The following is a 23,796-nucleotide window of genomic DNA, read 5'->3' as shown; positions in this document are numbered from 1 at the left end:
GCTCAATTTTTCTCTTTCAATACAGACTGTTGCTCACAATAATCGGTGTCCGAACACACGAACATGCGTGTGCCCTCGTCATCCATCACCACTTCATCCAAATAAGTGTGGCTGCTGCCGCAAATGGCACAAGGCTCATCCCACGTTGGAATGTCAAATGGATGGTCTTCAAAGTCCAAACTCGCCACTTGTGTATAAGGCGGCAAAGCATACAAACGCTTCTCGCGACCTGCACCAAACAACATCAAAGCAGGACTCAGATTCAATTTTGGATTGTCAAACTTGGGAATGGGCGACGGATCCATGATGTAATGCTCATTCACTCGTACAGGGTAAGCATAAGCGGTCGCGATGTAACCGAATTTGGCAATGTCTTCATACAGTTTGATGTTCATCACGCCATAGTCTTTCAAAGCGTGCATGGTTTGCGTTTCGGTTTCCGATGGCTCAATAAAACGCAAAGGCTCAGGAATCGGCACTTGAAACACCATCACTTGGCCTGAAGTCAAAGCTTGCTCAGGAATGCGGTGGCGCGTTTGAATCACAGTGGCCTCAGATGTGTGCGTGGTGGTCGCAACACCTGCGGTTTTGGCAAAAAATTGGCGAATGGATACGGCATTGGTCGTGTCATCCGCACCTTGGTCTATGACTTTCAACACATCACTCTGACCCAAAATACTTGCCGTCACTTGAATACCACCCGTTCCCCAACCATAAGGCAATGGCATTTCACGCCCGCCAAAAGGCACTTGATATCCAGGAATGGCAATGGCTTTGAGCAAGCCGCGGCGTATCATGCGTTTGGTTTGTTCATCCAAATAAGCAAAATTGTAATCTTGATGGGTGTTCATGCGTCTGCCTTTGTGGCTTGATTGTGTGAAGTGGCTTGTTTGCGGTGAATTTTGTGTATCAATTCCAATTCAGATTGGAAATCAACGTAATGCGGCAATTTCAAATGCGACACAAAACCCACTGCACTGACATTGTCACAATGTGCCAAGACAAATTCTTGCTCTTGAGCAGGTGACTCGATTTCCTCTTGATAATCTTCTGCACACAAAGCCCGATCGACCAAAGCCATCGCCATGGTTTTGTGTTCGGCATGACCAAACGCCAAGCCATAGCCACGCGTAAACACCACCTCATCGGTGGCTTCGTCTTTGACAAATTGCGTCAACATCTCGCATTCGGTCACTTCCAGCGCACCCAGAACAATCTCAAAGCCCAATTCCGCTGGCGTGAACAAAATCTCCACTTCACCGATGCGAATCTCGCCCACAAATGGATGATTGCGACCATAACCACGCTGAGTGGAATACGCCAAAGACATCAAAAAGCCTTCATCGCCTCGTGCCAAAGTTTGCAAACGCTCCGAGCGTTTCATCGGAAATTCTGTTGCATGGCGCGTCAAATCCTGACCGCCATCGTCTTGCGTATTGGCTTGCTTCATCAAACCTTCACGCTCCAACAAAGACATCACTGGCATGCAATTCATGTCTACGGCTTCTTCGCTTACAGGACGCTCTAAAGAAACAGGTTCACCTTCTGCAAGCAACGCAAAATCCAACAAGCGATGGGTATAATCAAAAGTCGGACCCAAAATCTGACCTCCGGGTACGTCTTTGTAAATGGCAGAAACACGGCGAGAAATCAGCATTTGATCGGTTTGTAACGGCACGCTGTCACCAAAGCGTGGCAAAGTCGTCCTGTAAGCACGCAACAAGAAAATCGCTTCGGTAATGTCGCCTGCTGCTTGTTTGATGGCCAAAGCTGCCAATTCTCGGTCGTACAAAGAACCTTCTGTCATCACTCGCGCCACCGCCAATGGCAATTGTTGCTGTATTTGCGCTACGGTCAATTCAGGCAAAGACGCATCACCTCGACGATACTGCGCCAACAATTGGTGTGCGGCGACAATCGCTTGCTCACCGCCTTTTACGGCTACATACATATTGCCACTCCTTCAAACTGCACTTGGGTCGTGCGCGGCAAACCCATTAATGAATTTTCCTGCGTGAATACCACGTCCACACCCAATGGAAACGACAAAGCACTGGCTCGTTGCAAACAAAACGCTTTGTCTATGGGCAAACTCACTGAACGATGATTCAAAATGCCCGATCCTTGCCAAATAGTTGCCATCTCGTGGCTATTTTCATTGTCATCCAATTGCACCAACATCGTCGCTGATTGCTCAGGCGAACGCTCGCTACCACGCTTGAGTTGGCGCCAATCCATGTTTTGCGCCATGGCAGCAGTCACCACCAAAAAATCAGCTTCAGCAACATCATTCACCACGACACAAGCACAATGAAACAACACGTTTTGCAGCATTTTGTCCGTTTGCAATTCTGGTGCAATGTACAAACACGTATCGCTGTCTAACATCGCTTGTAAAATCGACCAAGAGGCCGCATTCAAACCATCCAAAGCGTCCTGTAAAGCCAATTCTTGCCACAAACCCGGTTCGCTCAAAGCTTGCAATGTGGTACGAAACACGTTTTGAGCGTCCTGTACTGGCTGTTTGAAGCCCGCAATCAAATCTGTTTGCATCAATCTTCTCCTCGCACCATGGTGAAAAAATCCACTTTGGATGCAGCAACTTGTTGGGTGTGTTGCTGTTGTTGCTCACGCCATCGTTTTGCCAAAGGCTCAATCAAATGGCTTAACCAATAATCTTGTTGCTCGGTTTGCAAATGGGCATCTGCCAATGCAATCCAAGTCGCTTGTTGCTTGTTGCGACCCAAAACATAACCAAAACCCGTTTGACCTGTTTGCAAACGCAACACACAACGGCTCACCGTGGTTTCACCTAGGGCAAATGGGGCGCCCTGACCTTCGGTTCTGCCTTTGACCATGACCATGCCGACTTCAGGCTGGCGTATCCATTCATATTCCATGGCGGTCAAATCCGACTCAAATTCAGACAAATGCGCCGCTTGATGAGCCAATACTTGCAAGCAAAATTGACGCAATGCTTGTGGCTCGGTAGGCAATTGGACGCTAGAAGACAAATACATGATTTTTCTTTCTGACTTTTCAACGATGACTGTGAAATACAACTAAATAAAACGTTTACGTAAATATTGCGATACGGTGTCGATGATGCTGACAGTGACGATGATGATAATCATGATGGCGCATGTGCTTGGGAAATCGAAACCGCGCAAGTTTTCCCACAACAACACACCAATACCACCTGCTCCGACCATGCCCACAACCGTTGCCGAGCGCACATTTGATTCAAAACGGTACAGTGAATAAGAAATCCACAGCGGCATCACTTGTGGCAACACGCCATAAATGATTTCACCCATTTTATCGGCACCAGTAGCACGCACACCTTCGACGGGGCCTGGCTCAATCGCTTCGACCGCCTCAGAAAACAGCTTCGCCAAAGTACCCGTACTGTGTAAAAACAGCGCCAACACGCCCGGAAAAGGTCCTAAGCCAACCGCTGCGACAAATATCATCGCAAACACCATTTCATTGATAGAGCGCAACGCATCCATCGCGCGACGGGTGATTTGGCACAACCATTTCGGAGCAATGTTTTCCGCACACATCAAACCCAAAGGCACGGCACAAATAATGGCCAAAAATGTGCCCCAAATGCCGATGTAAACAGTAATAATCATTTCGTCCAAATAGGAACGCCATTGTGAGAAATCCGGTGGGAAGAAATCGCTCACCAATTGCCACATATTGCCCGCATCAGCCACCAACTTCAGTGGTGCCATTTCGCTGCCATTCCAAGCCAAGGTTATGACAGCCAACACCACACCCCAAATCAAAGTATTCAACCATTTGGTTCTATGATTTTTTGCTGCTGGGATTTGCATTTGATTCATTTGCTTTTGATATCCTAAAAATTATGCTGCTTTTTTCTCTGCTGCTTGTTTTTTAAACGCTTCCAATTCACGAATGGGTTTTAATTGGTCGTTGTTAGAATCTTTGAATTTGCTCCAACCCAAATCATCCAAAATCTTTTTCTCTTCTGGCGTGCTGCCATAGCTTAAGAAGAAATCTTTCAATTTGATTTTGACTTCATCATCCATGTCTTTGCGCCACACCAATGGATCGGATGGAATTTCAGGCGAAGTCCATACAATTTTCAATTTCTTCACAATGTCAGGATTTTTTTGTTCCATAAATGCCCAACCTTCAGAGTTGAAAGTCGCCACATCCACTTGTTTATTCGCCACCGCCATCGCATTGCTTTCGTGATTGGCATTCAAAGTGCGTTTGAAAGCGGTACTTGAATCGACACCATTTTTAGCAAACACGTAATACCCTGGCACCAAGTTGCCTGAAGTGGAATTAGGGTCGCCATTGCCAAACGTCAATTTAGAAGCATTTTTTAAGACGTCTTGCTCGGTCATATAAGGGCTGTCGATATTGACAATCATTAGGCTGTGATAACCTGTGGTACCATCATTGTTCACCGTTTGCGCAAACACTTCGCCATTGGCACGGTCTACCGCTTCCATCGCAGATTTATTGCCATACCAAGCCAAATCAATTTTTTGAAAACGCATCGCTTGAATCACACCAGCATAATCTGAAGCAAAAAATGGCTTGATGTCCAAACCCGTTTTTTGGCTCATTTCTGCTAAAAATGGCTCCCAAGTACTGCGCAAATTTTGTGAAGACTCGGTATTGATAATGCCGAACTGCACCACTTTTGGAATTCCTGTGGCATCTTTGATGGCTTTGGCTTGCTCTGCGGTGTCGCTGGTTTCTGGTGTTTTGCCACCACAAGCGGCCAAACCCATCGCCATAACTGACAAACCAACCCATTTTTGTAATGTTTGAATACTCATTGCGTTTCCCTTGATGACACTAAAATATGATTACTGAGATAAAACGACATTGGCAAAACTGGTGGAAGCTTCAGTCACTTCTTCCAATTGGGCCTCACTACCGTACAATTGATTTAAAAATGCATTGCTCAAAAGCGTGGTGGCATCATCAAACTGCACCACGCCTTGTTTCAAAGCCACCGTTCGTGGGCAATAACGATGGGCATAATCAACTTGATGCAAAGTCACGATGACGGTTTTGCCATCTTCTTGATGAATGTTTTGTAAGGTATTCATGACAATTTTGGCGGACTCGGGATCAAGCGATGCAATCGGCTCGTCTGCCAAAATGATGTCTGCTTGCTGCATCAAAGTTTTGGCAATCGCCACACGTTGTTGCTGACCACCAGACAATGTAGAAGCTCGCTGCAAAGCCAAATCCACCAACCCCACTCGTTCCAAACAGAGCAACGCTTGTCGTTTTTCAGCTTCGGTAAATGTACGGCTATAAGCGCGCCATTTTGGCAGGCGACCCAATGCCCCAATCAAAACATTATCAATAACAGATAAACGATTGACCAAATTGAACTGCTGGAAGATAAAACCAATTTTGGCACGTTGTTGCCGCACATTTTTAGACAGACGACCTTTGGACAATAAAGCCAATCCATTAATGCGAATGTCACCTTCTGCCGCTATATTCAAGCCATTGACATGACGTAATAAAGTGGACTTACCCGATCCTGATGGACCAATCAACGCCACCATTTGATTGCGCTCGAATGACAAATTGATATCAAATAAAACTTGTTTTTTACCAAAATGTTTGTTCAAACGATCAATTTGAATTGTCTGCATGGCTGCTTGCTCTGTGTTCATTAAAACGAGGGCAAGAATAAAATGACTTCATGACATCTCAATGTCAGTTTTTTGAAATTTATATGACAATCAACATGAGTAAATAACCCAATACAAAGGCTCAGAAGCTCAAAAAATATTGGGTGCTCACACTCTAAATACCCATCAAACCCATGATATTTTTTAAAAAGACACAATTTTTAATGATTAAAAAATCATATTGATATGACAAAAAAACAAAAAAATAAGCGTCCTGTAAAACCTTTACAGGACGCTTATTGCATATAAAAAAACCTTCACACCACCATCATGGCAGACTATTTTTGACGGGTAATTTGAATGCCCACTTCTTTAATCCCACTCAAAATCCCCGGTTTCACCACTTTCACCGTCACTTCTAACACGCCAGTTTGCGCCAAAATCAATTGAGCCGTGTGTTCTGCCACCGTTTCTAACAATTGAAATTGTTGTCCTTGCAAATCATCACGCACCAAATGGGCAATGTCTGCGTAAGAAATGGTATTGCCCAAATCATCTTGGCGGTTCTCATTGGATGCCATACCGACTGTCACATCTAGCATCAATTTTTGCTTTTTTTGGCGTTCCCACTCAAACACGCCCACCAAAGTTTCCACACCCATGCCATTTAAAAAAATGATATCCATTGTCTGTACATCTTTCTCAGCGTAAAATTTTTGTTTTGGCATTTTAGTGAAAAATCGATGGGTATTGTAGATATTTTGGTCATAGTAATGGCTTATTTGCTGGGCTCACTGTCTTTTGCAGTGATTGTATCCAAGTCCATGGGCATGGCCGACCCACGCAGCTATGGCTCGGGCAATCCGGGAGCAACCAATGTGTTGCGCAGCGGCAAGAAAAAAGCAGCGGTGTTGACTTTGCTTGGCGATGCTTTAAAAGGCTTGGTCGCGGTGTTGATTGCCAAATACTTATGGGATGCAGGCTCTATTACCACCACCACAGTCGCTTATGTGTCAGTAGCGGTATTGGTGGGGCATATGTGGCCCATCTTTTTTGGCTTCAAAGGCGGTAAAGGTGTCGCTACGGCTGTGGGCGTGTTGTATGCATTGAGCTGGCCGGTGGCATTGATTTGCACCATGGTGTGGTTAATCATGGCTTTTGGTTTGAAAATCTCTTCATTGGCCGCTTTGGTCGCTACCGTGTTAAGCCCTGTGCTGTCGTTTTATTTTATGGATGAAACGAGTTGGTCAGTGGCGGTGATTGCCATTGCGGTATTGGTGTTGTATCGCCACAAAAGCAACATCCAAAATTTGCTTTCGGGCAAAGAAAGCAAAATCGGTCAAAAACAGCCATAATCACTGTTTTCCAGCAGCTTCCAAGCGTCCTGTAAAGTTTACAGGACGCTTTATTGCAATTGCTTGCTGAAATAATGACTAAAAACTGCGATAATTCGCATGTTAATTTAAATTAAAATTTTTTAAGGATACGTCGCATGCATCAGCTTAAGCTGGCTGTCTCAGGTGCGCAAATTTTATTTGTCGCCTTTGGCGCCTTGGTATTGGTTCCCCTGTTAACGGGTTTGAACCCTGCCATGGCATTATTAGGAGCAGGTGTCGGCACCTTGTTGTTTCAACTCATCACGAAACGACAAGTGCCGATTTTTTTGGGCTCATCGTTTGCATTCATTGCACCTATCATCTATTCCATCCAAACTTGGGGCATGGGTGCGACCATGTTCGGTCTGTTTTGTGCCGGCTTCATGTATTTCATTTTTGCGTTAATGATTCGCTTTGGCGGCATTGAAGCGGTCAACAAATTGCTGCCACCGGTGGTGATTGGCCCTGTGATTATGGTGATTGGCTTGTCTGTTGCGATGGTTGCCAGTGAAATGGCGATGGGCAAAGCAGGCGGCAACCAAGTGGTGGATTACACGCAATCGTTGATTTTGGCAGGCTTCACCTTCGCAGTCACCACAGTAGTAACCGTTTACGCCAAAGGCATGATGCGCTTGGTACCGATTTTAATTGGCGTGGCTTCAGGTTATGTATTGGCATGTTTCATGGGTTTGGTGGATTTGGATAAAATCGCCGCAGCGCCTTGGTTTGCGGTTCCTGTGTTCCACACACCTGAAATCAATTGGCAAGCGGCTTTGTTCATGTTGCCGGTGGCGATTGCCCCAGCCATTGAACACATCGGCGGCATCATGGCAGTCGGCAAGGTGACAGGCAAAGACTATACTAAAAATCCGGGCTTGGACAAAACCTTGGCAGGCGACGGTTTGGGCGTGTGTTTTGCAGGCTTGATTGGTGGCCCTCCTGTTACCACTTATGGCGAAGTCACAGGTGCGGTGATGATTACCAAAAATGGCAATCCAGTGATTATGACTTGGGCAGCGATTTTTGCGGTGTGCATGGCATTTTTTGGTAAATTCAACGCTTTATTGGCGTCTATCCCAATGCCTGTCATGGGTGGTATCATGATTTTGTTGTTTGGTACAATCGCGTCTTTAGGCTTAAAAACTTTGATTGATGCCAAAGTGGATTTGATGAATCCGAAGAATTTGGTGATTGTCAGCACCGTTTTGACCACAGGCGTGGGCGGTATGTTGGTGCAAATTGGCAGCTTCAGCTTCGCTGGCGTGGGCTTGTGTGCGGTATTGGCCATCATTTTGAATATGATTATTCCTCACCGACCTGAAGTCGATGAGGTTCAATCCTAATCTAAAACCCTATTATCAATGGTGATTGTGGTGCTCATTCTGAGAATGGGCACCATTTTTTTGATGCGTCGACACCATGCCTTCGCCGTTGTTCACCGTCACTGTCACCGTTTGGCTGCGACCTGATGCATATTTCAACACCAACGGAAACGTTTGTTGCAATTTCAACGGTTGTTTCAAACCCATCAACATCACATGCAAGCCACCCGGTTGTAAAGTCACATGACCCTCTGCTGCCACCTCAATTTGAGCCACTTGGCGCATGCGCATCACACCATTGTCATGGATATGATTGTGTAACTCCACTTTTTTCGCCACCGGTGTGGTCGCAGACACCAACGCATCCGCTTCTTTACCCGTATTGTGTAATTGCATAAATACCACGCCCGTAGGCGCTGTTGCTGCTGTCATCCGTGACCAAGCGGCATCTGCCACCACTTGAGCTTGTGCACTGGCACTGATTGCCACCAAAACGGCTGCCGCCATCCATTTTTTCAACATTTATTCTCTCTCATTAAAACCAAAATGACACATAATCGCGCCACAAAGCCATTGTCCAAACACATGCCAACAACAACAAAGCCAAAGTCTGTGCCGCTGAGCCCGTGTCTTTCGCTCGTTTTGCCAATGGATGCTTGTCCAGCGAGGTGTGGTCTACCGCCGCTTCAATGGCGGTATTGAACAACTCGACAATCAAAGTCAAAAATGACGCACCCAATAAAATCAGCTTGGTATTCAAACCAAAGTTCAAAATCAACAAACCGATTACCAATGCCGCATTCAACCACAACAATTGCCGAAAGCCTTGCTCTTCACAAGCGGCCTGTAAGCCATCTTTAGAATAACCACAAGCATTGATAATGCGTTTTAAGCCTGTTGTGCCTTTGATCTGTTCTGCATAACTTACAGGACGCTTGTCATCATTCATTTTGCATGTGCCTCAACTGCATCAATGAACAATGCCGCCACATCCAAGCCTTTTTGCTTCATGATTTCTTGGAAACCTGTCGGACTGGTGACATTCACTTCGGTCAAATAATCACCAATAATATCCAAACCCGCCAACACAATGCCGCGGCGCATCAATTCTGGTGCCAAAGCTTCAGCAATTTCCATGTCACGCGCACTCATCTCTTGCGCCACACCTTTTCCGCCTGCTGCCAAATTGCCACGCGTTTCACCATTTTGTGGAATACGTGCCAAAGCATATGGCAACGGTTTGCCATTGATGACCAACACACGTTTGTCGCCTTGCACAATTTCAGGAATGTAACGCTGCGCCATGATGGTGCGTTTGTCGCCCAATAACAAAGTTTCCAAAATCGCGCCAATATTGGCATCGTCTGGCCGAATACGGAAAATGCCCATACCGCCCATGCCGTCCAATGGTTTGACAATGATGTCGCCATGTTCGGCTAAAAATTCACGTACTTGCGCACTCGATGTCGTCACCAAAGTCGGCGCTGTAAATTCAGAAAAATTCAAAATCGCCAATTTTTCGTTGAAATCACGCATCGCCTGTCCACTGTTCAGGACGCTTGCACCTTGCTCCGCTGCCATGGTTAACAATTGTGTGGCATACAAATATTGCATATTAAATGGCGGATCTGTGCGCATGATAACTGCATTCAACTCATTCAAAGCCAATATTTGTGGGTCTTGATAATCAAACCACGCATGATCGTTGTCATGAGTGGCGCCTAAAAACTCAAACCCACGCACCCGTGCTTTGACCAAGCCATCGGCAATGAACAAGTCTTCACTGTAACAATGAAACAATTGATGACCGCGTTGAGCCGCTTCGCGCATCATCACATAGGTGGTGTCTTTGTAAACTTTGAATGTTGCCATGTCATCGGCAATGAATAAAATGTTCATTGATTGAGCGTCCTGTAAAGTTTTGAGCCATTGTAGCACCGCTATTGTGCTTATCGCAGCCAAAATCATTCCAAATAAATGGCTCTAGGCGGTGTTTTGAGGCAGTTTACCCTGCTTAACCTATTCTAACGCAAGACCACATCCCTATTTTCGACTGGCAAAACCACGTTGACCAACCATGATCCATTCAAAATAGTTTAATCGAACATTTTATTTGAAAATGGTTTTATTTTTAAATCAATAATATATGAAAAATATTCAAAAATTAGCCTGATTGGATTTGACACCCACTCAGGCTTACTATATTATTCGACTTCTGATGTGGAGGGATTCCCGAGCGGCCAAAGGGGGGAGACTGTAAATCTCTTGCGAAAGCTTCGAAGGTTCGAATCCTTCTCCCTCCACCACAGAACACTATCTGCCTATTGGCAGCTTTTTTTTGGCCGTTTATCCCGCAATGGTACAAGATACTCGGGTATTGCCAGCGCCCGTTGTACTCACATAGTCTTGCCAACTGCCCTGACCAAACAAGGCATTCAAAGCCGCACGGTTTTTCGCAGGACTGCCTTCTGCCACCCAATAATAACCAACACTCTCATAAGGCGACGACACCACGTTCAAAGCCACTCGATTAACATACAAACCAAACCGCTCCACATTCACACCCAAAGCCAATTGTTGCCCATTGACACTTTTCAAAACTTCCGCCGCTTGTATGCCTGTGTAATTTACCCCTTTGACTTTCAAAGTTTGCTTGCTCGGCATAAACTGGTATGTAAACCCCTCATCATATGCCACAGCACCCATCGTCAAATGCAATAAATGGCTATTATCCACATCGCAAGACATCCCCTTTTGACTGAGTAATTGTTGCACTGTCACACTTTGACCTTGCACATACAGCGATGTAAAGCTCAAACACACCATCAAACCCCAATATTTTCCTACCATTGCTGGCTCCTTTTGATTGACCATCTGCGCCTCATCATTTTGAGCAATATCTCTTTTAAATTCAAGCAATATGCTTTTGTCTTGCATCTAAAATACCATATGATTTCTTTTCAATTAATGATTGTTGCCAAATTAACTATTTTCAGGACGGCGAACCATTCCTTATAATGCCAACTTCATTTTAATATCCCACATCCGCATAAGGAAAAAACATGAACATCGTGGCATTCGGTGCAAGCAATAGTAAGCAATCCATCAATCAAAAATTGGCAACATTTGTCGCAGGTGAAATAGAAAACCATCAAGTTCGTATTTTAGACTTGAATGATTTTGAAATGCCGATTTACAGCGTAGAGCGCCAAGCAGACGGCTTTCCAGCTCAAGCACAAGCTTTCTTAGATGAAATCAACGCCGCTGATGGCATTATTATTTCTTTGGCCGAACACAATTTGAACTTTAATACTGCATTCAAAAATATTTTGGATTGGGTATCACGCATCAATATGACGTTCTTAGAAGGCAAAAAAATGTTGGTATTGTCAACTTCTCCAGGCGGTTTTGGCGGTGGTAATGTCATGGAAGTGGGCTTGAAATATTTTGGTTTTGCCAAAGGTGAAGTGGTAGCAAGCTATTCTTTGCCAAGCTTCCAAAACAATTTCCAAGAAGGCGTAATTGTGAATGAGGAAATTCAAGCAATTGTGGCGGAAAAATTGGCGACTTTTGTACAAGCTTTAGAAACTGCTGACGCTGCGAACTAAATCCTTTTCAGTTTAAACTGATATTTTATGTGTCAAGCCACTGATAAACAGTGGCTTTTTCAATTCATCAGAATCCATCAGTGGATATTTCAATGGATGAATATGAAATGACTTCTAAATGCATTATGTTACTTTAAGCATAATTTAAAAACCAATTTGACCACTTCTACACCAACAAAAGCGTCCTGTAAACGTTACAGGACGCTTTTCATACCACCATTACATCTACTAAAATTGATTTTTCAATTGGCGCAATGACGCAAATACAGCCGCATCATTAATCATACTCATGCCTTGTAGCGCTACTTGTTGTTGAATTTGCTCGCTGTCTAAGCGCAAAAATGGATTGATGGCTTTTTCATGCGCCAAAGTCACAGGTAAAGTAGGCGTGTCGGTTGCCACTGCTAAAGCGGCAATAGCAGCTTGATTATCAGGCTCAACGCTCAAGGCAAAACGCAAATTGCTGGCAGTGTATTCGTGAGCAGGATAAAACAAAGTGGCATCAGGCAAGCTCTGAAAACGTGCCAAACTGTGTTGCAATTGCTCTATCGTGCCACAAAATACCCGTCCACATCCTGCGCTAAATAAAGTATCGCCACAAAATACATGTGGCGCAGCGGTTCCGTGGATGGTCAACAAATAAGCGATATGGTTATGCGTATGTCCCGGAACTTCCCAAACCACAACAGGCTCACCCAAAACATCTAACACATCACCTTCTTGCATTGCCTGTGTCACACAAGCAATATCCTCAGGACCATAAATGATGGCATCGGGAAATGCCTCTTGTAAATCTGCCACGCCACCTATGTGGTCTCTATGGTGATGGGTAATCAAAATACTGTGCAATGACAAGCGATGTTGTTGCAAATACGCCAACACAGGTGCAGCTTCGCCAGGGTCGACGCACACAGCTTGTTCGTTTGCTTGCATGAGCCAAATATAATTGTCATTAAAAGCGGGAATGGGGGTTATCGTCATCATGTCTGTTGTCCCAATCAAGTGATTAAAATCGCGCGAAAGTCATTGACATTGGTACGTGTCGGTGTGGTGATGATTAATTGGTCTAGTTGTTGAAAAAAATCATACGCACAATCTTGCGCCAATAATGCCACACCATCAAGCCCAGCTGCTTGTGCCGCTTGATAACTGGCCTCGTCCATCCATGCACCAGCATTGTCTTCGCTGCCATCAATGCCATCGGTATCAATCGCCAACGCATGAATGCCTTTTTGTCCTTTCAAAGCCAACAGCAAAGCCAACAAAAATACTGTATTGCGCCCACCTTTGCCATGTGGATTTTTCACCGTTACAGTGGTTTCTCCACCTGACAACAACAATACAGGTTTAGAATTTGCTGCTTTACTCGCTTGTATGTGTTTGGCAATACCCGCCATCACCAATGCCACCTCTTTGGACTCGCCACTGATTTGATCGCCCAAATACCACACATCCACATTTTGATTTTTTGCCCACATCGCCACCGATTCACACACTTGATTGGGTGTAATCATCACATGGGCTTGACTGTTTTCCAATGTTTTAGGCGTTTCCAAATCAGCATTGGCTTGGGCTAAATACGTCTGGATATTGGCAGGTAACGCAATATTGTATTGCGCTATGATTTGATGCACTTCTTGAAATGTCGTGGCATCTGCCACCGTAGGACCTGAGCCAATCACACTCAAATCATCGCCCACCACATCCGATATGGCCAAAGTCAATATTTGTGCAGGATAAGCCGCTTGCGCCAAACGACCGCCTTTAATGGCAGACAAATGCTTGCGAACGGCGTTCATCGCCTCAATAGGCGCACCACTATTGAGCAAAGCTTTGTTCACAGCGCGTTTGTCTTCCAAGCTGATTCCCGCCACAGGCAAAGCAAGCAAAGACGAAGCCCCACCTGACATCAAAGCAATCACCAAATCATCGGCCTGTAAGTTTTGTACGCTGTCCAAAATACGCTGCGCCGCCACTTGCCCTGCATGATCGGGCACAGGATGAGAGGCTTCGACCACTTCAATACATTGCGTGGCGCAACCATGCCCATAACGGGTAATGACCAAACCATTCAATGCCACATCAGCATAAGGCCAAACTCGCTCCAATTCCGCTGCCATCGCCGCCGCTGCTTTGCCAGCACCCACCACCACAACCTTGCCTTTAGGCGCTTGTTTGGGCAAATACTCGTAGAGCTGATTGACACAAGAAGCGGCCTGTAACGCTTGCTCTACACACAAATTTAAAAATTGTTTTGCTTCTTTGGCATACATCAAACTTCTCCCATATTTTTATCCTAAATCTTCATGAGTCAGCTTCAACATTTTCATTACATCGAATACCATTTATTCTGCCTTTTCAAAACCATGGTTTGTAATAAAATGGCATAATTATTACCATATCATAGAATTTGTGTAGTATCTGTTTATATATTATTAGATATAATGAGCATTATCTAAAAAATGATGGCAAGCCAAACCATAAGGCTTTGTACATCTTGACCATTTATCAGGAATACCACCCATGAGCGCTTCGGAACAAGTCATTGAATTTTTACACAGCTTACAAGCTCACATTTGCCAGGAATTGGAACAATCAGACGGTGAAGCCCAATTCATCACCGATGTTTGGCAAAGTCAATTAGGCACAGGCATTACCCGTGTTTTAAAAGATGGGGCCGTGTTTGAGCAAGCAGGCGTCAATTTCTCGCATGTTAAAGGCGATAGCTTACCCGCATCGGCCACCGCTCACCGTCCTGAATTGGCAGGCGTGGCTTGGGAAGCCATGGGTGTGTCGTTGGTCATCCATCCTAAAAATCCCTATATACCAACAAGCCACGCCAATGTGCGCTGTTTTTTTGCTTATCCTGAAGGTCAAGAAGCCGTTTGGTGGTTTGGTGGCGGTTTGGATTTAACCCCGTTTTACCCATTCAAAGCCGATATTGTGCATTGGCATGAAGTGGCAAACATCATTTGCAATGCTTTTGGTGATGATGTGTATGCCAAACACAAAAAATGGTGTGACGATTATTTCTATTTAAAACACCGCAAGGAAACCCGTGGTGTCGGTGGTTTGTTCTTTGATGATTTGAACGAATGGGATTTTCACACTTGCTTTAAATACATGCAAGCTGTGGGCATGGGCTTTACCGATGCGTATATTCCGATTGTGGAACGCCGCAAAGACACGCCATATGGTGAACGTGAACGCCAATTCCAATTGTACCGTCGCGGTCGTTATGTAGAATTCAATTTGGTATGGGACCGTGGCACACATTTTGGCTTACAAAGTGGTGGACGTACCGAGTCCATCTTAATGTCTATGCCGCCATTGGTGCGTTTTGAATACCAATACACACCTGAAGCAGGCTCGGCTGAAGCACAATTGACCGATTTTTTACAACCACGTGATTGGCTTAACGAACCGTTTGAAGTGTAAACAGCTAGCGCACAAAAAAGCGTCCTGTAAACGGTTACAGGACGCTCATTCACCAGTTCATTTAAGACTGCAAAGCTTGCCGCAATACCTTAACATTGTGGCGGTACAAAGCAAAATAATCTGGCGCATCGTCTGCCAAAGCATCTGAATACAGCGTCCCTTGTATGCTCAATCCCGTTTCTTGGGTCAATTGTTTGAGCAATCGCTCATCGGCAATATTTTCCACAAACACCGCTTGAATGTGCTGGGTTTTCACTTGCCGAATCAAATCCACCAAGGTTTTGGCCGAAGCTTCCGCTTCATGCCCTCCGCCCACAGGAGCAAAAAATTCAATTTGATAACGCTGACCCATATAACCAAAAGCCGCATGACTGGTCAATACTTTGCGCTTAGCCACAGGAATACTTGCCAATTGGTAAGCATTTTCACCATGTAAGCCTGCCAATTTCAATTGGTACATCTGCCAACGCAAACCATAATACAAACTGTTTTCAGGCTGTTGCTTTATCAAAGCTTGGGTAATATTGCGGGTATAAGCTGGCATTTTCAATGGGTCTAGCCACACATGTGGGTCTAAACCCGTATGGTTTGCCGAAATGGACTCATGCTGATGTTCATGCGCATGTGCGGCATGTTCGACTTCTGTTTCATGCGCATGGTCATGATGCTCATGTTCTGCATCGGCCTGTAACAAACCATCCAACCCTGCCGCAGCTTCCACTATCGGCACTTGGGTATTTTTAGCCGCACGCTGCAATGCCGCCGACTCAAAACCCAAACCATTGAACACAATCAATTGGCTGTTTTGCAGATTTTGCACATCAGAAGCACGCAATTGATGACCATGGCTGTTTTGATTGCGACCAATTAAAGTGTTCACATTGACATGGTTTTGACCTGCCAAATCAGCGGTAACACTGTGTAAAATACTGAAACTGGTCATGACTTGTGGCACATCTTGCGCTTGTGCCACCGATTGCCACAACAAAGCCGCTAGGCCACAACACCATAATTTTTTCATGCTTTTTTATGGCGACCACGCATCCACTGCGCAATCAAACCACCCTCTGTTCCCAAAAACACCGACACCAAATACACCATGCCACACAATAAAATAATGGCAGGTCCGGAAGGAATTTCCACATAAAATGACAACAACAAACCCAAATAACCACACACCAACGCCACCAATGCGCTGATGCTTAAAATCATGCCCAAACGCTGCGACCACAAACGCGCACTAATGGCAGGCAACATCATCAACCCCACAGACATCAATGTGCCCAAAGCCTGAAATCCTGCAACCAAGTTCAAAACCACCAACAACATCAATAATAAGTGCCACCATGAGCCCTTGCCGCCGACCGAGCGCAAAAACAATGGGTCGATGCTTTCCATCACCAGCGGCCTGTACATCACCGCCAAAGCAATGACTGTGACGCTTGCCACACCTGCAATCAAAGCCAGTGAGGCAGCATCAATGCCTAGAATCGAACCAAACAATAAATTCAACAAATCAACATTATTACCACTGCGGCTGACCATCAACACGCCCAAAGCCAAGCTGCTCAAATAAAAAGCGGCAAAAGAAGCATCTTCTTTCAATGTGGTAAACCGGCTGACCAAACCGGCTAAAATCGCCATTAAGACGCCAGCAATAAAACCACCCAAACTCATGGCAGGCACACTCAAGCCAGCAACCATATAGCCTGCGGCAGCACCGGGCAAAACCGCATGACTCAACGCATCCCCCATCAAACTCATGCGCCGCAAAACCAAAAATACACCCACAGGTGCCGCGCTCAATGCCAAAAAACACACCGATACCAAAGCCGCACGCATAAACTGAAATTCAGTAAATGGCGCAATAAAAACATCCCACATTTATTTTTCCACCGCTGTTGTTGGCGTGGTTTGACACCATTGATTGCTTAAACCGGTCTGCTGCAAAGTGGCAAACGCTGTTTGTAAATTTTTTTCAGTCAACACATCTGTCGTCGCACCACACGCAATCACTTCGCGCGCAATCATCACTGTATTGGCAAAATTCGCCCGCACTTGCTCATAATCATGCAATACCGCAATCACAGTTTTGCCTTGCTGCAAACATTCTTGCAATACATCCAGCAAAGCAGAAGTCGTGGCAGCATCCACCGCATTAAAAGGTTCATCGAGCAATAAAAACTGAGCTTTTTGCACCAACATCCGCGCAAACAATACCCGTTGAAACTGCCCATTAGACAAAGCGCCAATGTTTTTTTGTGCCACACCGCCCAAATTTACACGCTCTAAAGCGGCCTGTACGCGTTGTTTTTGCGCTGCTGTCACTCGACCAAAAAAACCAATCTCATACCACAATCCCATTGCCGCTAATTCAAATACCGTCATCGGCTGTGTGCGATCAACTTCTGACTGTTGCGGCAAATACGCAATGTCTGCACGTTTGAGATTTTCAAATGTGACTTTACCCGTATCGGTTTTCACCAAGCCCATTAAAGCTTTAAGCAATGTCGATTTACCCGCACCATTGGGACCAAAAATAGCATACGACTGAGCTTGCTCAAATTGCAAATTAATATGATGGATGGCTGGATGGTGACGATAACTGACCGTCAAATTTTGAACATGAATGGGCATATTACACAGCCCAAACAAACAATGACCAAATGAATGCCACAATCACGGCAGCCAAGATTAAGCGCAAATTCAAACTGGTTAAAAGCAAAGATGACATGGATAAATGATATTCATTTGAAAGAGATTCAAATGATACTATATAACATTACATCCACTCAAGCATGAGACGGCAACAAATGCCATTTATAGACCTAAGCGAGCATGGTTGTCATGTACACGTTGGCTCAAAGGCTTTAAAGTTTGATTCACAGATTGCAAAGATTGTTTGATTAAATGTTCATAATGTTGACTTGTAGCAGGTTGTGTCAGCAACCATTGATTTTGATACACCGATACATTCGCCCAAGTTTGCCATGCCTCGGTAAAGCCTTCGGCTTTTTCTGTGAACATCAATTGGTATTCAGCCATGGTTTGATTGTCCCAAGGCTGACTAAACAACCACATACGCTGACTCACTACCAAAGGTATTTCGACTGCCATTTGCATGCTGGTTTGCCAAAAACGCCACATTTCCTGATTCGCACTCATGTTGTCTTCCTTTCATGGTTATGGCTGTCAATTCAAACAGTCAATCGCCTCATTTGTGCGATGCACAAATTTTAACATCTTCATCTTCTGACAACAAAAGGATTTTTAAATCAACCAATATATATACAAAAATACAACCTTTTTACAACGTCTAAACGAACAAAAGGCTGCTATTAGCAGCCTTGGGATGTATGCCTCACTTGAAAAATTTCATCTGGCAATGCAGGTTTGGTTCCTTGAATGTTTCAATAACATGTAATGTATGCCTATTTTTACAAGCCAAGCCACGCCATTCATGCCATAAACCAAGTTTATGGTGAGTAACTGTGTAGATTGATTGTCATCATCGTTTGTCAGCATATCCCTCCATCAAAGTCATGTGTCAAAACGTCAAAACTCATTCACCGAGTGTGTTTGCCGCAGATTGAGTAGATGCGTCCTTTAAATAGCGGTACATCTGATCTTTGAGTTGCAGCTTCTGCTTTTTCAATGCCTCTAAATCCAATCCTGTTGCTGCTTTGGAATCGTTGCACAATAGCTTGATTTGGTCATCTAGTTGCTGATGCTGCTGGTAAATCAAGGAAAAATCAGGATCTTCATTTCTCAATTGTATGGTCAAATCACGAAACTCTGGAAACATTACACCCCTCCCTGCCTTGTTATTTATGTTTAGACTAACATAAAAATACGTTGGTTTGTGCGATTAAGAATCTTTTACATTACATCAACTTAAAAATAAATATACAAGATTATTTTTCAAAAAATGCCAATTTTTAACTTAGTTTACACAACATTAACACGGCTCCTAGCGGTACAAAAAATCAGATAATTTTTCATTCATTCAAGTGCAACGCCCGTTTCAAGGCATCTAGAAGCCATGATAGAATAAGCGATTAAATTTTTATTAATCGACCAAAACAATCAAGTAAGGACACAAAATGGCAGGACACAGTAAGTGGGCGAACATCAAACACAAAAAAGAACGCCAAGATGCCAAACGTGGCAAAATTTTTACTCGTGTGATCAAAGAAATCACAGTTGCCGCTAGAATGGGCGGTGGTGACCCTAACTCTAATCCTCGTTTGCGCTTGGCCGTGGACAAAGCCGTTGATGCCAACATGCCTAAAGACAATATCCAACGCGCTATCGACAAAGGTACAGGTAACTTAGAAGGCGTGGAATACATTGAATTGCGTTACGAAGGTTACGGTATTGGCGGTGCGGCGGTGATGGTAGACTGCTTAACCGATAACAAAACCCGTACTGTTGCTGATGTGCGTCATGCATTCAGCAAAAATGGTGGCAATTTAGGCACTGATGGCAGCGTGGCTTTTAATTTTAAACATCAAGGTTATTTGGTCTTCACCGAAGTGGATGAAGATGCATTGATGGAAGCGGCTTTAGAAGCTGGTGCGGAAGATGTGATTACCGACGAAGACGGTGCAATTGAAGTCATTACCGACCCATATGAACATGCTACAGTGAAAGCGGCTTTGGAAGCTGCAGGTTTTAGCCCTGTAGACGGTGAAGTGACCATGCGCGCACAAAACGAAGCCGTCTTGACAGGCGACGATGCCATTAAGATGCAAAAATTATTGGATGCCTTAGAAGACTTGGACGATGTTCAAGATGTCTACACTTCTGCTGTTATCGAGTTAGATTGAGTCAGATTATGTCAATACACTTGGCTTAATAACTCAAATGCATTTAAATAAGGACAGATTGAAACTGTCCTTATTTTTTTGAGGGATTTACCTGTATGAAAAAAACCTTATTTCGTTTGTCCGCTTTGACTGCCACAGCCTTATCTTTGGCTGCATGCGCCAATACTGCGAGTCCCGATATGAGCCAAAATACCGATGTATTAAAAAAATACCATTGGCAATTGCAAACAGCAACCGATGCCAAGCAACAAACCTTGACTGCTTTTTATGCAGGTGAAACCACGCCTAAAGCGCAATTGGATTTTCACAATGAATCTTTGTTTAACATCTATGGTTCTTGCAATCGTATGGGCGGTACTTACCAAATCAATGGTGAAAACATCCAAAGTAACCATTTGCGCAGTACGATGATGGGCTGCGATAGTAAACGTGCTGAACAAGACCGTGCTTTAGCAGGATTTTTTGGACAACAGAATATACATTATGATATTGACCAAAATGGCTCTAGTCCAGTATTAACATTGAAAAATCAACAAGGTCAAATATTGCGTTTTCAAGGTCAAGCTACCGCAGAAACCAAATACGGCTCCCAAGGTGAAACCCTATTTTTAAAAGTATCTCATCAAACCAAGACATGTAATGATGGCAACCGCAATATGTCATGTTTACAAGTCAAAGAAGTGCGTTATGACCAACAAGGTTTACAAACTTATATCGCACCAGAGTGGTCCTTGTTTTACAGCCCGATTGAAGGCTATACCCATAGACCCAACACCGAGAACATTTTGCGTGTCAAACGTTACGAAGTGCAGAATCCACCTGCTGATAGCAGCAAATATGCTTATGTTTTAGACTTAGTTGTGATGTCGGGTTCTGTGAAATAAAGCCTATCATATCCATGCCCATTCTCATGCTGCTACAATAAGCCATTTTAAGAATGGGCATTATCATGTCAGATGTATTGATTCAAGCTTGCCAAGAAGAAGCGGCAGGCAGCGTAGCAGAAATATTGCAATTTTTCCTAGAAGAATGCGAAATCGACCAAGCTCCTTCTTATGCCGAAATCGAACAATGCCGTGATATTTTAAAACAACGCGGTGGCAAATTCGAACGTTTGTCCCATATGTGCCAACAATGGCTGGATGAGGAAACACCCGCATGAATCGCTTTGTGATGTTTGCCATCGCATGGTTCATTCTGACCGCTTACGGCTTGTTTGTGCGTCCGCCTCATCTTGACATAGTGCCTTTGTTTCTCCATTTTGACAAATTCGTACATTTTTCCTTATTTTTTGGTCAATTTTGGTTGATTGTACGGGCATATAGCGCGCAAAATCGTCCCATGCCCATATTGTTTTGGTGCATGATTGCCATTGTTTGGGCCATCGTCAGTGAGTTAATACAAAGCCAATTGCCTAGCCGCTCAGCTGATGTATTCGATGCATTGGCAGATATTTTAGGCGCTTTTTGCGCACTTGCCATAGGTTATATTTTAAGCCAACACCGTCAACGTTTGATGAAAGAACCACAACCATGAGTTTTGATGCCAGCATTTACCAAGCACGCCGTGAACGGGTTTACGATGCCATTGGTCGGAATGTCGCCATTTTGTTTGCGGCACCTGAACGCACTCGCAGCAATGACACCGAATATCCTTATCGCCAAGACAGTTATTTTTATTACTTAAGTGGCTTCACTGAACCTGAAGCAGTCATGATTTTAGATGGCAACAAACGCCAATCTATGTTGCTGTGTCGCCCCAAAGATTTTGAAATGGAAACTTGGGTCGGCTATCGTTTTGGTCCTGAATATGCAGCGGAGGTCTTCGGTTTTGAAACTTTTGATGTGCACACACAATGGCAAAACCATTTACAGGACACTTTGAAACACAGTCAAACCTTATATGCTTTGTGGCAACACGACGGCGTACCAGACCAAGACATTTTAGCCATATGGCGCAAACTGTGCAATCAAGCGGGTCAACGCATGATCAGCCAAGACATCATCACCCCAGCACACCAAATGTCGGATTTGGCACAAATCCTAGACCCAATGCGCTTGATCAAAGACGAACATGAAATCGGTTTGTTGCGCCATGCCGCCAAACTCAGCGCTCAAGCACACAATATTGCCATGCAAACGGCCAAAGTCGGCATGAAAGAGTACCAGCTCGAAGCGGAAATTTTATACCATTTCATGAAAAACAATGCCCGCTCACCGGCATACAATAGCATAGTGGCAAGCGGTAAAAATGCGTGCACTTTGCATTATGTCGAAAACAAAGATGTGTTACAGGACGGGCATTTGATTTTGATTGATGCGGGGGCTGAATACGAATATTACGCAGGCGATATTACGCGAACATTCCCTGCTAATGGTCGCTTTAATGGTGCGCAAAAAGCGGTTTACGAGATTGTTTTAGAAGCCAACAAACAAGCCATTGCCGCTACTCATGCAGGCATTTATTGGCATGATGTCAACGATGTGGCTTTGAAAATTTTGGTGCAAGGCTTGATTGACTTGAAACTGTTACACGGCTCAGTCGATGGCAATATTGAAAGCTTGGCATATCGCCGCTTTTACATGCATGGCTTGGGTCATTGGATTGGTTTGGATGTGCATGATGTCGGTGGGCGTTTTGAACATGGTCAACACCGCTTACTGGCCGAAAACATGTGTACCACCATTGAGCCGGGTTTGTACATCAATGCCGCAGATGACATCCCTGCTGAGTTTCATGGCATTGGCATCCGCATTGAAGACAATATTCGCATCACTGACACAGGTGCCGAAATATACACCCACGACACCCCTAAAGAAATCAGCGATATAGAAGCTTTAATGAATACTTAATAAGCGTCCTGTATATCTGTCCGCATTCAATTTGAGATATTGTTAAACTTAATGCGGACTTTGAATCTCTTATTTAAGCATTATTTGACAAAAGGCATTTGAAAATGAAAACTTGGTGGCAATCTTGTTGGATGATTTTATGTGTATTTTTCAGCATACAATTGGCGCAGGCCAATAACTTAACCCATCCTGCACAGTTACAAATGCAACAAAATACCAATGCCATTATGGCCATCATCAATGACAACAGTTTAAACAATCCGCAGAAAATCCAACGCTTGAATGTGTATGCCGACCGCCATTTGGATTACCAACGCATTGCTGCTTTGTCTGTGGGTCAGCCTTGGCGCCAATTCACAACGCAACAAAAACAAGATTTCATCGCTGCATTCAAAGACATGATGATTTCTGTATATGCCAATACCGCATTACTGGCAGCACAAAATGCCAAAATTACCGTATTACCGCGCAATAGCAGCGACAATACTACCACTCAAGCCCGTGTGTATACGCAAATTTTGAACAATAAAAACAAATCTTATGCCGTAGATTACCAAATGTACAAATCTGGTAATACTTGGAAGATTTACAATATCAACGTAGAAGGTGCCAGCGTGGTCACCATTTACCGCAATCAATTTGGTGAAGTCATTCAAAAACAAGGTATTGATGGTTTGATTCAAGCCTTGCGCAATAAAACCATTGCCGTTAAATAGTCATTGGTTTACATCA

29 protein-coding genes and 1 tRNA gene are annotated in these 23,796 nt (G+C 44.3%); 11 read left to right on the top strand and 19 right to left on the bottom strand.

Annotated features, from left to right (window positions below):
* Window positions 1-2: 2 nt before the first annotated feature.
* From ADP71_RS04635 to ADP71_RS04600, 8 genes are all read right to left on the bottom strand, one after another.
* Complete coding sequence (locus tag ADP71_RS04635; RefSeq protein WP_104931601.1) at window positions 3-851, bottom strand: alpha-D-ribose 1-methylphosphonate 5-phosphate C-P-lyase PhnJ; 849 nt, start codon at window positions 849-851, stop codon at window positions 3-5.
* On the bottom strand, window positions 848-1,951 hold the full coding sequence (locus ADP71_RS04630) for a carbon-phosphorus lyase complex subunit PhnI (protein ID WP_104931600.1): 1,104 nt from the start codon (window positions 1,949-1,951) through the stop codon (window positions 848-850). Before ADP71_RS04630 ends, ADP71_RS04635 begins: the two co-directional genes overlap by 4 nt.
* Entirely contained in the window at window positions 1,942-2,553 is a 612-nt protein-coding gene (phnH, locus tag ADP71_RS04625; protein ID WP_019959033.1) for a phosphonate C-P lyase system protein PhnH, read from the bottom strand. The genes ADP71_RS04630 and phnH overlap by 10 nt, the downstream gene beginning before the upstream one ends.
* A complete protein-coding gene (gene phnG, locus ADP71_RS04620; protein ID WP_019959032.1) occupies window positions 2,553-3,020 on the bottom strand; it encodes a phosphonate C-P lyase system protein PhnG in 468 nt (155 codons plus the stop codon). Before phnG ends, phnH begins: the two co-directional genes overlap by 1 nt.
* Before the next feature lie 42 nt (window positions 3,021-3,062).
* Window positions 3,063-3,851 carry a phosphonate ABC transporter, permease protein PhnE gene (phnE, locus tag ADP71_RS04615; protein WP_104931599.1) on the bottom strand — a complete coding sequence of 263 codons (789 nt, stop codon included), beginning with the start codon at window positions 3,849-3,851 and terminating at the stop codon, window positions 3,063-3,065.
* A 21-nt stretch (window positions 3,852-3,872) separates the two neighbouring features.
* Entirely contained in the window at window positions 3,873-4,823 is a 951-nt protein-coding gene (gene phnD / locus ADP71_RS04610; protein WP_019959030.1) for a phosphonate ABC transporter substrate-binding protein, read from the bottom strand.
* 30 nt (window positions 4,824-4,853) lie between these two features.
* Window positions 4,854-5,660 carry a phosphonate ABC transporter ATP-binding protein gene (gene phnC, locus ADP71_RS04605; RefSeq protein ID WP_237343042.1) on the bottom strand — a complete coding sequence of 269 codons (807 nt, stop codon included), beginning with the start codon at window positions 5,658-5,660 and terminating at the stop codon, window positions 4,854-4,856.
* Between the two features lie 317 nt (window positions 5,661-5,977).
* Complete coding sequence (locus ADP71_RS04600; protein WP_019959028.1) at window positions 5,978-6,325, bottom strand: dihydroneopterin aldolase; 348 nt, start codon at window positions 6,323-6,325, stop codon at window positions 5,978-5,980.
* A gap of 63 nt (window positions 6,326-6,388) precedes the next feature.
* On the opposite strand from ADP71_RS04600, the gene plsY reads away from it, so the two are divergent.
* Entirely contained in the window at window positions 6,389-6,994 is a 606-nt protein-coding gene (plsY, locus tag ADP71_RS04595; RefSeq protein WP_026353651.1) for a glycerol-3-phosphate 1-O-acyltransferase PlsY, read from the top strand.
* Window positions 6,995-7,131: 137 nt separating this feature from the next.
* Window positions 7,132-8,358 carry a uracil-xanthine permease family protein gene (locus tag ADP71_RS04590; RefSeq protein ID WP_019959026.1) on the top strand — a complete coding sequence of 409 codons (1,227 nt, stop codon included), beginning with the start codon at window positions 7,132-7,134 and terminating at the stop codon, window positions 8,356-8,358.
* Between the two features lie 15 nt (window positions 8,359-8,373).
* Here ADP71_RS04590 and ADP71_RS04585 read toward each other — a convergent pair whose 3' ends face one another.
* The 3 genes from ADP71_RS04585 to gshB are packed head-to-tail and all read right to left on the bottom strand — an operon-like array spanning window position 8,374 to window position 10,236.
* Complete coding sequence (locus tag ADP71_RS04585; RefSeq protein WP_019959025.1) at window positions 8,374-8,859, bottom strand: copper chaperone PCu(A)C; 486 nt, start codon at window positions 8,857-8,859, stop codon at window positions 8,374-8,376.
* A 13-nt stretch (window positions 8,860-8,872) separates the two neighbouring features.
* Window positions 8,873-9,286: a diacylglycerol kinase gene (locus tag ADP71_RS04580; RefSeq protein ID WP_019959024.1), complete on the bottom strand. Its 414-nt coding sequence runs from the start codon at window positions 9,284-9,286 to the stop codon at window positions 8,873-8,875.
* Window positions 9,283-10,236, bottom strand: a complete 954-nt coding sequence (gene gshB / locus ADP71_RS04575) for a glutathione synthase (protein ID WP_104932370.1) — start codon at window positions 10,234-10,236, stop codon at window positions 9,283-9,285. The genes ADP71_RS04580 and gshB overlap by 4 nt, the downstream gene beginning before the upstream one ends.
* A gap of 323 nt (window positions 10,237-10,559) precedes the next feature.
* Between gshB and ADP71_RS04570 the strand changes: the two genes are divergently transcribed.
* Window positions 10,560-10,643: transfer RNA gene (locus ADP71_RS04570), tRNA-Tyr, on the top strand.
* A 40-nt stretch (window positions 10,644-10,683) separates the two neighbouring features.
* Here the strand turns inward: ADP71_RS04570 and ADP71_RS04565 are convergent.
* Window positions 10,684-11,187, bottom strand: coding sequence for a hypothetical protein (locus ADP71_RS04565; RefSeq protein ID WP_155970549.1), 504 nt, complete (start codon window positions 11,185-11,187; stop codon window positions 10,684-10,686).
* A 212-nt stretch (window positions 11,188-11,399) separates the two neighbouring features.
* Here ADP71_RS04565 and ADP71_RS04560 point away from each other — a divergent pair, with 212 nt between their 5' ends.
* Complete coding sequence (locus ADP71_RS04560; RefSeq protein WP_019959021.1) at window positions 11,400-11,945, top strand: NADPH-dependent FMN reductase; 546 nt, start codon at window positions 11,400-11,402, stop codon at window positions 11,943-11,945.
* 228 nt (window positions 11,946-12,173) lie between these two features.
* Here the strand turns inward: ADP71_RS04560 and gloB are convergent, their stop codons facing one another.
* Window positions 12,174-12,926 (bottom strand): hydroxyacylglutathione hydrolase, encoded by a 753-nt coding sequence (gene gloB / locus ADP71_RS04555; RefSeq protein WP_026353650.1) that lies wholly within the window; start codon window positions 12,924-12,926, stop codon window positions 12,174-12,176.
* Window positions 12,927-12,943: 17 nt separating this feature from the next.
* Window positions 12,944-14,218, bottom strand: a complete 1,275-nt coding sequence (locus ADP71_RS04550; protein ID WP_019959019.1) for a glycerate kinase type-2 family protein — start codon at window positions 14,216-14,218, stop codon at window positions 12,944-12,946.
* A 250-nt stretch (window positions 14,219-14,468) separates the two neighbouring features.
* On the opposite strand from ADP71_RS04550, the gene hemF reads away from it, so the two are divergent.
* Complete coding sequence (hemF, locus tag ADP71_RS04545; protein WP_019959018.1) at window positions 14,469-15,383, top strand: oxygen-dependent coproporphyrinogen oxidase; 915 nt, start codon at window positions 14,469-14,471, stop codon at window positions 15,381-15,383.
* A 61-nt stretch (window positions 15,384-15,444) separates the two neighbouring features.
* Here hemF and ADP71_RS04540 read toward each other — a convergent pair whose 3' ends face one another.
* From ADP71_RS04540 to ADP71_RS04520, 5 genes are all read right to left on the bottom strand, one after another.
* The gene (locus tag ADP71_RS04540; protein WP_171460928.1) at window positions 15,445-16,404 is read right to left on the bottom strand and encodes a metal ABC transporter solute-binding protein, Zn/Mn family; all 960 of its coding nucleotides are present in this window, start codon (window positions 16,402-16,404) and stop codon (window positions 15,445-15,447) included.
* Window positions 16,401-17,267 carry a metal ABC transporter permease gene (locus tag ADP71_RS04535; protein WP_171460927.1) on the bottom strand — a complete coding sequence of 289 codons (867 nt, stop codon included), beginning with the start codon at window positions 17,265-17,267 and terminating at the stop codon, window positions 16,401-16,403. Before ADP71_RS04535 ends, ADP71_RS04540 begins: the two co-directional genes overlap by 4 nt.
* Window positions 17,268-18,020, bottom strand: coding sequence for a metal ABC transporter ATP-binding protein (locus tag ADP71_RS04530; protein WP_019959015.1), 753 nt, complete (start codon window positions 18,018-18,020; stop codon window positions 17,268-17,270). It abuts the gene before it with no gap.
* Between the two features lie 183 nt (window positions 18,021-18,203).
* Window positions 18,204-18,548, bottom strand: coding sequence for a hypothetical protein (locus ADP71_RS04525; RefSeq protein WP_019959013.1), 345 nt, complete (start codon window positions 18,546-18,548; stop codon window positions 18,204-18,206).
* A gap of 397 nt (window positions 18,549-18,945) precedes the next feature.
* Complete coding sequence (locus ADP71_RS04520) at window positions 18,946-19,188, bottom strand: YdcH family protein (RefSeq protein ID WP_019959012.1); 243 nt, start codon at window positions 19,186-19,188, stop codon at window positions 18,946-18,948.
* A gap of 298 nt (window positions 19,189-19,486) precedes the next feature.
* Here ADP71_RS04520 and ADP71_RS04515 point away from each other — a divergent pair, with 298 nt between their 5' ends.
* The 6 genes from ADP71_RS04515 (at window position 19,487) to ADP71_RS04490 (ending at window position 23,780) form a co-directional block, all read left to right on the top strand.
* Entirely contained in the window at window positions 19,487-20,212 is a 726-nt protein-coding gene (locus ADP71_RS04515; RefSeq protein WP_019959011.1) for a YebC/PmpR family DNA-binding transcriptional regulator, read from the top strand.
* Window positions 20,213-20,307: 95 nt separating this feature from the next.
* Entirely contained in the window at window positions 20,308-21,096 is a 789-nt protein-coding gene (locus tag ADP71_RS04510; RefSeq protein ID WP_019959010.1) for a DUF4377 domain-containing protein, read from the top strand.
* 65 nt (window positions 21,097-21,161) lie between these two features.
* Complete coding sequence (locus tag ADP71_RS04505; protein WP_026353648.1) at window positions 21,162-21,374, top strand: hypothetical protein; 213 nt, start codon at window positions 21,162-21,164, stop codon at window positions 21,372-21,374.
* The gene (locus tag ADP71_RS04500; protein ID WP_171460926.1) at window positions 21,371-21,748 is read left to right on the top strand and encodes a VanZ family protein; all 378 of its coding nucleotides are present in this window, start codon (window positions 21,371-21,373) and stop codon (window positions 21,746-21,748) included. Before ADP71_RS04505 ends, ADP71_RS04500 begins: the two co-directional genes overlap by 4 nt.
* Complete coding sequence (locus ADP71_RS04495) at window positions 21,745-23,064, top strand: aminopeptidase P N-terminal domain-containing protein (RefSeq protein ID WP_019959007.1); 1,320 nt, start codon at window positions 21,745-21,747, stop codon at window positions 23,062-23,064. The genes ADP71_RS04500 and ADP71_RS04495 overlap by 4 nt, the downstream gene beginning before the upstream one ends.
* A 104-nt stretch (window positions 23,065-23,168) precedes the next feature.
* The gene (locus ADP71_RS04490) at window positions 23,169-23,780 is read left to right on the top strand and encodes an MlaC/ttg2D family ABC transporter substrate-binding protein (protein ID WP_104931594.1); all 612 of its coding nucleotides are present in this window, start codon (window positions 23,169-23,171) and stop codon (window positions 23,778-23,780) included.
* Window positions 23,781-23,796: the final 16 nt, after the last annotated feature.

It is taken from the genome of Vitreoscilla sp. C1, from assembly GCF_002951955.2.
In the GTDB taxonomy this organism is placed as follows: Bacteria; Pseudomonadota; Gammaproteobacteria; order Burkholderiales; family Neisseriaceae; genus Vitreoscilla; species Vitreoscilla stercoraria.
The sequence above is the reverse complement of the archived record's forward strand: the minus strand, read 5'-3'. Positions and strand labels throughout refer to the sequence as shown.

What these genes read in the sequence shown, in the direction of transcription:
- gshB (WP_104932370.1), bottom strand. Translation starts at nt 10,236, where the DNA reads ATGAACATTTTATTCATTGCCGATGACATGGCAACATTCAAAGTTTAC.
- ADP71_RS04600 (WP_019959028.1), bottom strand. Translation starts at nt 6,325, where the DNA reads ATGGATATCATTTTTTTAAATGGCATGGGTGTGGAAACTTTGGTGGGC.
- ADP71_RS04515 (WP_019959011.1), top strand. Translation starts at nt 19,487, where the DNA reads ATGGCAGGACACAGTAAGTGGGCGAACATCAAACACAAAAAAGAACGC.
- ADP71_RS04565 (WP_155970549.1), bottom strand. Translation starts at nt 11,187, where the DNA reads ATGGTAGGAAAATATTGGGGTTTGATGGTGTGTTTGAGCTTTACATCG.
- ADP71_RS04490 (WP_104931594.1), top strand. Translation starts at nt 23,169, where the DNA reads ATGAAAACTTGGTGGCAATCTTGTTGGATGATTTTATGTGTATTTTTC.
- ADP71_RS04525 (WP_019959013.1), bottom strand. Translation starts at nt 18,548, where the DNA reads ATGAGTGCGAATCAGGAAATGTGGCGTTTTTGGCAAACCAGCATGCAA.
- ADP71_RS04530 (WP_019959015.1), bottom strand. Translation starts at nt 18,020, where the DNA reads ATGCCCATTCATGTTCAAAATTTGACGGTCAGTTATCGTCACCATCCA.
- ADP71_RS04635 (WP_104931601.1), bottom strand. Translation starts at nt 851, where the DNA reads ATGAACACCCATCAAGATTACAATTTTGCTTATTTGGATGAACAAACC.
- ADP71_RS04495 (WP_019959007.1), top strand. Translation starts at nt 21,745, where the DNA reads ATGAGTTTTGATGCCAGCATTTACCAAGCACGCCGTGAACGGGTTTAC.
- phnE (WP_104931599.1), bottom strand. Translation starts at nt 3,851, where the DNA reads ATGAATCAAATGCAAATCCCAGCAGCAAAAAATCATAGAACCAAATGG.
- ADP71_RS04520 (WP_019959012.1), bottom strand. Translation starts at nt 19,188, where the DNA reads ATGTTTCCAGAGTTTCGTGATTTGACCATACAATTGAGAAATGAAGAT.
- ADP71_RS04560 (WP_019959021.1), top strand. Translation starts at nt 11,400, where the DNA reads ATGAACATCGTGGCATTCGGTGCAAGCAATAGTAAGCAATCCATCAAT.
- ADP71_RS04585 (WP_019959025.1), bottom strand. Translation starts at nt 8,859, where the DNA reads ATGTTGAAAAAATGGATGGCGGCAGCCGTTTTGGTGGCAATCAGTGCC.
- phnD (WP_019959030.1), bottom strand. Translation starts at nt 4,823, where the DNA reads ATGAGTATTCAAACATTACAAAAATGGGTTGGTTTGTCAGTTATGGCG.
- phnH (WP_019959033.1), bottom strand. Translation starts at nt 2,553, where the DNA reads ATGCAAACAGATTTGATTGCGGGCTTCAAACAGCCAGTACAGGACGCT.
- phnC (WP_237343042.1), bottom strand. Translation starts at nt 5,660, where the DNA reads ATGCAGACAATTCAAATTGATCGTTTGAACAAACATTTTGGTAAAAAA.
- ADP71_RS04550 (WP_019959019.1), bottom strand. Translation starts at nt 14,218, where the DNA reads ATGTATGCCAAAGAAGCAAAACAATTTTTAAATTTGTGTGTAGAGCAA.
- ADP71_RS04510 (WP_019959010.1), top strand. Translation starts at nt 20,308, where the DNA reads ATGAAAAAAACCTTATTTCGTTTGTCCGCTTTGACTGCCACAGCCTTA.
- ADP71_RS04500 (WP_171460926.1), top strand. Translation starts at nt 21,371, where the DNA reads ATGAATCGCTTTGTGATGTTTGCCATCGCATGGTTCATTCTGACCGCT.
- ADP71_RS04535 (WP_171460927.1), bottom strand. Translation starts at nt 17,267, where the DNA reads ATGTGGGATGTTTTTATTGCGCCATTTACTGAATTTCAGTTTATGCGT.
- hemF (WP_019959018.1), top strand. Translation starts at nt 14,469, where the DNA reads ATGAGCGCTTCGGAACAAGTCATTGAATTTTTACACAGCTTACAAGCT.
- ADP71_RS04505 (WP_026353648.1), top strand. Translation starts at nt 21,162, where the DNA reads ATGTCAGATGTATTGATTCAAGCTTGCCAAGAAGAAGCGGCAGGCAGC.
- gloB (WP_026353650.1), bottom strand. Translation starts at nt 12,926, where the DNA reads ATGACGATAACCCCCATTCCCGCTTTTAATGACAATTATATTTGGCTC.
- ADP71_RS04590 (WP_019959026.1), top strand. Translation starts at nt 7,132, where the DNA reads ATGCATCAGCTTAAGCTGGCTGTCTCAGGTGCGCAAATTTTATTTGTC.
- ADP71_RS04540 (WP_171460928.1), bottom strand. Translation starts at nt 16,404, where the DNA reads ATGAAAAAATTATGGTGTTGTGGCCTAGCGGCTTTGTTGTGGCAATCG.
- ADP71_RS04580 (WP_019959024.1), bottom strand. Translation starts at nt 9,286, where the DNA reads ATGAATGATGACAAGCGTCCTGTAAGTTATGCAGAACAGATCAAAGGC.
- ADP71_RS04630 (WP_104931600.1), bottom strand. Translation starts at nt 1,951, where the DNA reads ATGTATGTAGCCGTAAAAGGCGGTGAGCAAGCGATTGTCGCCGCACAC.
- phnG (WP_019959032.1), bottom strand. Translation starts at nt 3,020, where the DNA reads ATGTATTTGTCTTCTAGCGTCCAATTGCCTACCGAGCCACAAGCATTG.